This is a genomic window from Paraburkholderia dilworthii (assembly GCF_000472525.1).
Lineage (GTDB): Bacteria > Pseudomonadota > Gammaproteobacteria > Burkholderiales > Burkholderiaceae > Paraburkholderia > Paraburkholderia dilworthii.
On the sequence record NZ_AWZT01000039.1, the window covers coordinates 64,172 to 70,892 of the forward strand.

Annotated in this window: 6 protein-coding genes; all 6 read left to right on the forward strand. The window is 63.6% G+C overall.

The window, feature by feature from the left end; genetic code table 11:
- The first annotated feature begins 59 nt into the window (after nt 1–59).
- The 6 genes from can to F759_RS0126790 all read left to right on the forward strand — a co-directional run bounded on the left by can (nt 60) and on the right by F759_RS0126790 (nt 6,375).
- The gene (gene can, locus F759_RS0126765; protein ID WP_027802561.1) at nt 60–836 is read left to right on the forward strand and encodes a carbonate dehydratase; all 777 of its coding nucleotides are present in this window, start codon (nt 60–62) and stop codon (nt 834–836) included.
- Nucleotides 829–2,037 carry an acetyl-CoA C-acetyltransferase gene (locus tag F759_RS0126770; protein WP_027802562.1) on the forward strand — a complete coding sequence of 403 codons (1,209 nt, stop codon included), beginning with the start codon at nt 829–831 and terminating at the stop codon, nt 2,035–2,037. Before can ends, F759_RS0126770 begins: the two co-directional genes overlap by 8 nt.
- 45 nt (nt 2,038–2,082) lie before the next feature.
- Nucleotides 2,083–2,760 carry an SDR family oxidoreductase gene (locus F759_RS0126775; protein WP_027802563.1) on the forward strand — a complete coding sequence of 226 codons (678 nt, stop codon included), beginning with the start codon at nt 2,083–2,085 and terminating at the stop codon, nt 2,758–2,760.
- A 12-nt stretch (nt 2,761–2,772) separates the two neighbouring features.
- Nucleotides 2,773–3,915: an acyl-CoA dehydrogenase family protein gene (locus F759_RS0126780; protein ID WP_027802564.1), complete on the forward strand. Its 1,143-nt coding sequence runs from the start codon at nt 2,773–2,775 to the stop codon at nt 3,913–3,915.
- A 25-nt stretch (nt 3,916–3,940) separates the two neighbouring features.
- Entirely contained in the window at nt 3,941–4,390 is a 450-nt protein-coding gene (locus F759_RS0126785; RefSeq protein ID WP_027802565.1) for a YchJ family protein, read from the forward strand.
- A gap of 689 nt (nt 4,391–5,079) precedes the next feature.
- A complete protein-coding gene (locus F759_RS0126790) occupies nt 5,080–6,375 on the forward strand; it encodes a dienelactone hydrolase family protein (protein ID WP_027802566.1) in 1,296 nt (431 codons plus the stop codon).
- Nucleotides 6,376–6,721: the final 346 nt, after the last annotated feature.

Genomic DNA, 6,721 nt, shown 5'->3' on the forward strand with positions numbered 1-6,721 from the left:
AAGAATCCAACGTAACGACACCGGCCGTTCAAACGGTCGACTAACCGCCCAGACGCATTATGAATACGAACGCTTCCAACCCTGCCCACCCGCTCGCGCATCTGTTCGATAACAACGACGCGTGGGTCGCCCGCAAATTGTCCGAAGATCCCGAGTACTTCTCGCGCCTCGCGCATCAGCAGACGCCCGAATATCTGTGGATCGGCTGCTCAGATTCGCGTGTGCCGGCAAACCAGATCATCGGGCTGCCGCCGGGCGAAGTGTTCGTGCATAGAAACATCGCCAACGTGGTCGTGCATACGGACCTGAACTGTTTGTCGGTGATCCAGTTCGCCGTCGATCTGCTGAAGGTCAAGCACATCATGGTGGTCGGCCACTATGGATGCTCGGGCGTGGGCGCCGCGTTGCACGGCCGCCGCGTGGGTCTCGCGGATAACTGGCTGCATCACGTGCAGGACGTGCGCGCGAAGCATGCCGCGCTGCTCGACGAATGGCCGCTTGGCGAAGCACGTCACCGGCGTCTCGTCGAATTGAACGCTCTTGAGCAGGTGGTGAACGTGTGCCGCACGACCATCATCAACGATGCATGGGCGCGCGGCCAGGAACTGACCGTGCACGGCTGGGCGTATGGCGTGCACGACGGCAAGGTGCGCGACCTCGGCATGACGATCAACAACGCGGCCGCGCTCGATGAAACTTACCAGCGTTGCGTCGCAGCCGTATCGGCAGGCCGCGCGCATCAGGCGGACAACGACATCGTTGCCGCCGATGCCGCCCAGCTTGGCGACGTACCGGCTATCGTCGAAGGTGTGATCAAGGAGCTGAAACATGAGTGAGACGAACTTGAGTGGAACACAGGCTGATCCGATTGTGATCGTGAGCGCGGCGCGCACGCCGATGGCTGCATTTCAAGGCGATTTTGCATCGCTGACCGCGCCGCAACTCGGCTCGGTGGCAATACAAGCCGCGGTCCAGCGCGCCGGCCTCAAGCCCGAGCAGATCGACGAAGTGGTGATGGGCTGCGTGCTGCCCGCCGGGCTCGGCCAGGCGCCCGCGCGGCAGGCCGCGCTCGGCGCCGGTTTGCCGCTTTCCACGGGCAGCACCACGGTCAACAAGATGTGCGGCTCCGGGATGCGCGCGGCCATGTTCGCGCACGACATGCTGGCCGCGGGCTCTGCCGACGTGATCGTCGCGGGCGGCATGGAGAGCATGACGAATGCGCCGTACCTGTTGCCCAAAGCGCGCGGCGGCATGCGCATGGGTCATGGACAGGTGATCGACCATATGTTCTACGACGGCCTCGAAGACGCCTACGAAAAAGGCCGCCTGATGGGCACCTTCGCGGAAGAATGCGCGGCCTCGTTCGACTTCACGCGCGACGCGCAGGACGCGTTCGCAGTCGAATCGCTGAACCGCGCGAAGCGGGCGAACGAAGACGGTTCGTTCGCATGGGAAATCGCGCCGGTGAAAGTCGAGAGCCGCAAAGGCGAAGTGACCATCGATCGCGACGAACAGCCGTTCAAGGCCAACCTCGACAAGATTCCCACGCTCAAGCCCGCGTTCAGCAAAACGGGCACAGTGACGGCGGCGAACTCGTCGTCGATTTCGGACGGCGCGGCGGCCCTCGTGATGATGCGCGAATCGACGGCAAAGCGTCTCGGCGTCGCGCCGATTGCGCGCGTGGTCGGCCACTCGACTTTCGCGCAGGAACCGGCGAAATTCACCACCGCGCCGGTCGGCGCGATTCGCAAGCTGTTCGAGAAGAACGGCTGGCGCGCCGACGAAGTCGATCTGTACGAAGTCAACGAGGCGTTTGCCGTCGTCACGATGGCAGCGATGAAAGAACATAAGTTGCCGCACGAAAAGGTCAACGTGCACGGCGGCGCGTGTGCGCTCGGCCATCCGATCGGCGCATCGGGCGCACGCATTCTCGTCACGCTGATCGGCGCGCTGAAGAAGCGCGGCGGCAAGCGCGGCGTCGCGACGTTGTGCATCGGCGGGGGAGAAGCAACCGCGATGGGTATCGAACTGGTTTGACGCGTCGTCTGCGAGCCGGCGCGTTTTAACGTCTGGAGTGATTCCATGAAGACAGTGTTGATCGTCGGTGCATCGCGCGGCATCGGCCAGGAGTTTGTCCGGCAGTACAAACATAGCGGCTGGCGTGTGCTCGCCACCGCGCGCGACGGCGCCGCGCTCGACACGCTCACTCAGCTCGGCGCGCAAACCTATTCCGTCGACGTAACCGAGCCCGAGGACATCGCCGCGCTCGGCTGGAAGCTCGACGGCGAGCATGTCGATGTAGCCGTCGTCGTGTCGGGTGTGTACGGCCCGCGCACCGAAGGCATTGAAACGATCACCGCCGAAGACTTCGACCACGTCATGCATACCAACGTGCGCGGCCCGATGCAGTTGATGCCGATCCTGCTGCCGCTCGTCGAAGAAACGGGGGGCGTGCTCGCGGTGATTTCGAGCAAGATGGGCAGCATCGGCGACTCGAGCGGCACAAGCGGCTGGTTGTATCGCGTGAGCAAGGCGGCGCTGAACGACGCGCTCAAGCTCGCGTCGCTCGACGCGCAGCGTGCCACGTGCGTGTCGTTGCATCCGGGCTGGGTGCAAACGGACATGGGCGGCGCGCAGGCGGCGATCGATCCGACACGCAGCGTCGCCGGCATGCGCGAAGTGCTCAAGCAGGCTGCGGCCTCGCGAGAGGCGTTCAATGGCCGTTTCTATCAATACGACGGCACGCAGTTGGAGTGGTGAGGAGACACGCTCATGGTGCTTGATCAGGATCACCTGATGGTCCGCGACGCGCTGCGCACTTTCGTGCGTGAAGCAGTCACGCCGTACGCGGCGACATGGGATCGCGAGCGCACATTCCCGAAGGACGTTCACCGTCAACTTGCGGAACTGGGCGCCTACGGCGTGCTGGTGCCCGAAGCCTACGGCGGCGCCGGCATGGACGCGCTCGCGCTCGCGCTGATTCTCGAGGAAATCGCCGCGGGCGACGGCGGCACATCCACGGCAATCTCGGTCAACAACTGCCCCGTATGCAGCATTCTGCTGACGTACGGCAACGACGCGCAAAAGCGCGACTGGCTCACGCCGCTTGCGCGCGGCGAGATGCTCGGCGCGTTCTGTCTGACCGAACCTCAAGCCGGCTCCGACGCTTCGGCGCTGCGCACCACGGCCAGACGTGACAAAGACGGCAACGGCGACGCGTACGTGCTCAACGGCGTCAAGCAGTTCATCACGAGCGGCAAGAACGGCAACCTGGCAATCGTGATGGCCGTCACCGACAAGGCGGCGGGCAAGCGCGGCATCAGCGCGTTCATCGTGCCGACCGATGCCAAGGGTTACGTGGTCGCGCGCGTCGAAGACAAGCTCGGCCAACATTCGTCGGACACTGCGCAGATCATTTTCGAGGACTGTCGCGTGCCGGCCGCGAACCTGATCGGCGCGGAAGGCGAAGGTTATCGCATCGCGCTGTCCGGGCTCGAGGGCGGCCGCATCGGCATCGCGGCGCAAAGCGTCGGCATGGCGCGCGCCGCGTTCGAGGCCGCGTTGAGCTATGCCAAGGAGCGCGAGAGCTTCGGCCAGCCGCTTTTTTCGCACCAGGCCGTACAGTTCCGCCTCGCCGACATGGCGACGCAACTCGAAGCCGCGCGTCAGTTGATCTGGCATGCGGCGTCGCTGAAAGACGCCGGTCAGCCGTGTCTCACGGAAGCCGCAATGGCGAAACTGTTTGCGTCGGAAGCCGCCGAGCGCATCTGTTCGGCGGCGCTGCAAATTCACGGCGGCTATGGGTATCTGAGCGACTTTCCGGTCGAGCGGATTTATCGCGACGTGCGCGTATGCCAGATCTACGAAGGCACGAGCGACATCCAGAAGATATTGATCGCGCGCGGTCTCGGCTAGAAGTTCGATTGATTCGATGAGTTCGATGAACAAGCACAAGTCGCCCATGCAGCGACCCGCCGACTGTCCATGCGGCGGCGCTGCGCCCCGCCACACCAGCGCCGCAAAAGCGCCACGTTTCGCGCAGTGCTGCGGCCGTTACATCGACGGCGCCGAGATCGCGCCGCGCGCACTGGAACTGATGCGCTCGCGTTACAGCGCTTACGTTGTCGGCGCAACGGATTATTTGCGCGCCACCTGGGCGCCGCAAACCTGCCCTGCCGATCTCGACGCAGACGTGTCCGCGCCGGACGCCCCTCGCTGGCTCGGACTGCAAATCAAGGCGTTCGAGGAAAGCGATCCGCGTCATGCGACTGTCGAGTTCGTCGCGCGATACAAGGTCGCGGGCCGCGCGCACCGGTTGCATGAGTTGAGCCGCTTTATTCTCGACGACAAAGGGCACTGGCTTTATGTCGATGGCGATGTGAGCGAATAGTTTTCCGCGCCTTTCTGCAGCTTGCCTTTCTGCTGCTTGCCTTACTGCGACCACATCGCAGCGGACAGGGCGCCGTGATTGCATATGGCCCTTTAGCGGCGCCATTTAAGTTGTTGGCTTGAAACCACAGCTTGCCTTTGTCCGCCATCGCCTGATACACGCGCTCGTCGCGCGATGGCTTTGGCTTTACGCGTCGAATCGGAAGCTCGATTCGCGGGCCATTCACAGGCCTATTCACGCTCCCATTCGCGAACGCATGCGCGTCCTCGCGCCGCCCACGCCCCATCCATCAGTGCTCCGCGCGACGCGGCAATTTTTTCGTCGCGGGTTCTCCTTGATTGCACAAAACAAAATTGTCGTGCCAGGATGGGGCCGTTGCTTCATGACGCCACGATGCGAGAGCCCGCCGGTAAGGGTTCCGCAAGTTTTGCCGGCGCCTGGCCGATAACCAGATAGTGAGGGTTGCGGCGGCGCGCGGCGGCAGACGTGGCGTTCATCATCGGCGCGCGGGGTCGCGTCGGCCGTTGGGTTTATCCCGTGCGATCTCGATTGGCGTGCGTGCGCTTCGCGCAATGCGTACGTGAGCATTTTTTTGTTTGTCGCAAACGTGCACGAAAGGCGAATGTCAGCCGCGTGTTTCGATGAACGCACATGAGATGTCCAGGCAGTCTTTTCAGGCAGGTGCGTGAATGGTGTTGAGCAAGGTTCTCACGAAGTGTGCGGTGATTTGTGCAGCGGCCACGTGCGCTGTCGCAATCGCGCAGGCGAACCCGCTCGCGGATGCCCAGCCTGGCCCTCTCGCCCGCGCGCAGGTGCCGCGCCTCGCGCTCCAGGACGACGTGTATCTGCCGACCGCGCGCCTGAACGAACAGATCATCCGCATACCCGTCGATGCCGACGGCGACATCACGCTTCAAACGACGATTTACAAGCCGGACGGCGCAGGCCCGTTCCCGATGATCGTCTTCAACCACGGCAAGATTCCGGGCGATCCGCGTATGCAGGAACGCAGCGATCCGTTGCCGTTCGCGCGCGAATTCGTGCGCCGTGGCTACGTGGTGGTGGCGCCGAACCGCCAGGGCTTTGGCCAGTCCGGCGGCATCTATCATCAGGACGGGTGCGACGTCGAACGCAACGGCATGTCGCAGGCCGGCGACGTCGCGGCCACCGTCGACTACATGTCGAAGCAGCCTTACGTCGATGCTACGCACATCGTGGTGGCGGGCACGTCGCATGGCGGCCTCGCAACGATGGCGTACGGCACCGAAGCCGCACCGGGCGTGCGCGCGCTGATCAACTTTTCGGGCGGCTTGCGGCAGGACGCGTGCGGCGACTGGCAGGGCAACCTGACGCGTGCGTTCGGCGCGTACGGCGACAAAACGAAAGTGCCGTCGCTGTGGATGTACGGCGACAACGATTCCGTGTGGAATGCGCCGCTGGTGGCCGGCATGTACACGGCGTACGTTGCGCACGGTGCGAGCGCGAAGATGGTCGATTACGGCCGCTATAAGAACGACGCGCATCGGCTCGTCGGCGACCGCGACGGCGTGCATGTATGGTGGCCGGCCGTCGAGGCTTTCCTCGCGCGTGTGGGCATGCCTACGGGCGTGCAGTATCGGGTGTCGGATCCTTCGGCGCCGAAAGCAAGCGGCTTTGCTTCCGTCGATGCTGTCGACGCCGTGCCCTATGTCGACGAAGCCGGGCGCAATGGGTATCGCAACTTCCTGCATCAGTATCCGAGCCGGGCGTTCGCGGTGTCGGACACGGGCGCGTGGTCGTGGGCCGAGGGCGGTGACGATCCGATGTCGGTCGCGGTTGCGAATTGTCAGAAGCAGAGTTCGGCGCCTTGCCGGTTGTATGCGGTGGATAGCTCGGTTGTCTGGGGTGACCAGGGGCAGGGGTCGCGGACGGCGGATAGTGGTGGGGCTGGCGGGGGTGGCGCTTCTTCTGAGGAAGCGCGGCGGGCGGTTGCTAGTCGGGAATGAGGTTTGGTTTTTTGGTTTTTGGTTTTTTGGTTGTTGGTTTGGGGTGCTCCTGGCGCGTTGGCCTCTCCTTGATTTCGCAGTGGTCTATTGGTGTTGCCCCTGTGCGGGGCGGCACTTACTTTCTTTGCCGCCGCAAAGAAAGATAAGCAAAGAAAGCGGCTCACACCGCTAGCTCATAAGTGGGTCCCCTAGCCTGGAAGGGGCAGTGGTGCATCTGGAATCCGTTCCCCCGCACATTCCGCGTCAGTGACAAGGCAGTCATTCTTCCGGCGGCGCTGCGCGCGCCGAGCGGTACTTCTCAGAACCGCCAGCTCGGTGTTTTGCCCGTAGTATCTCTCATACCCCG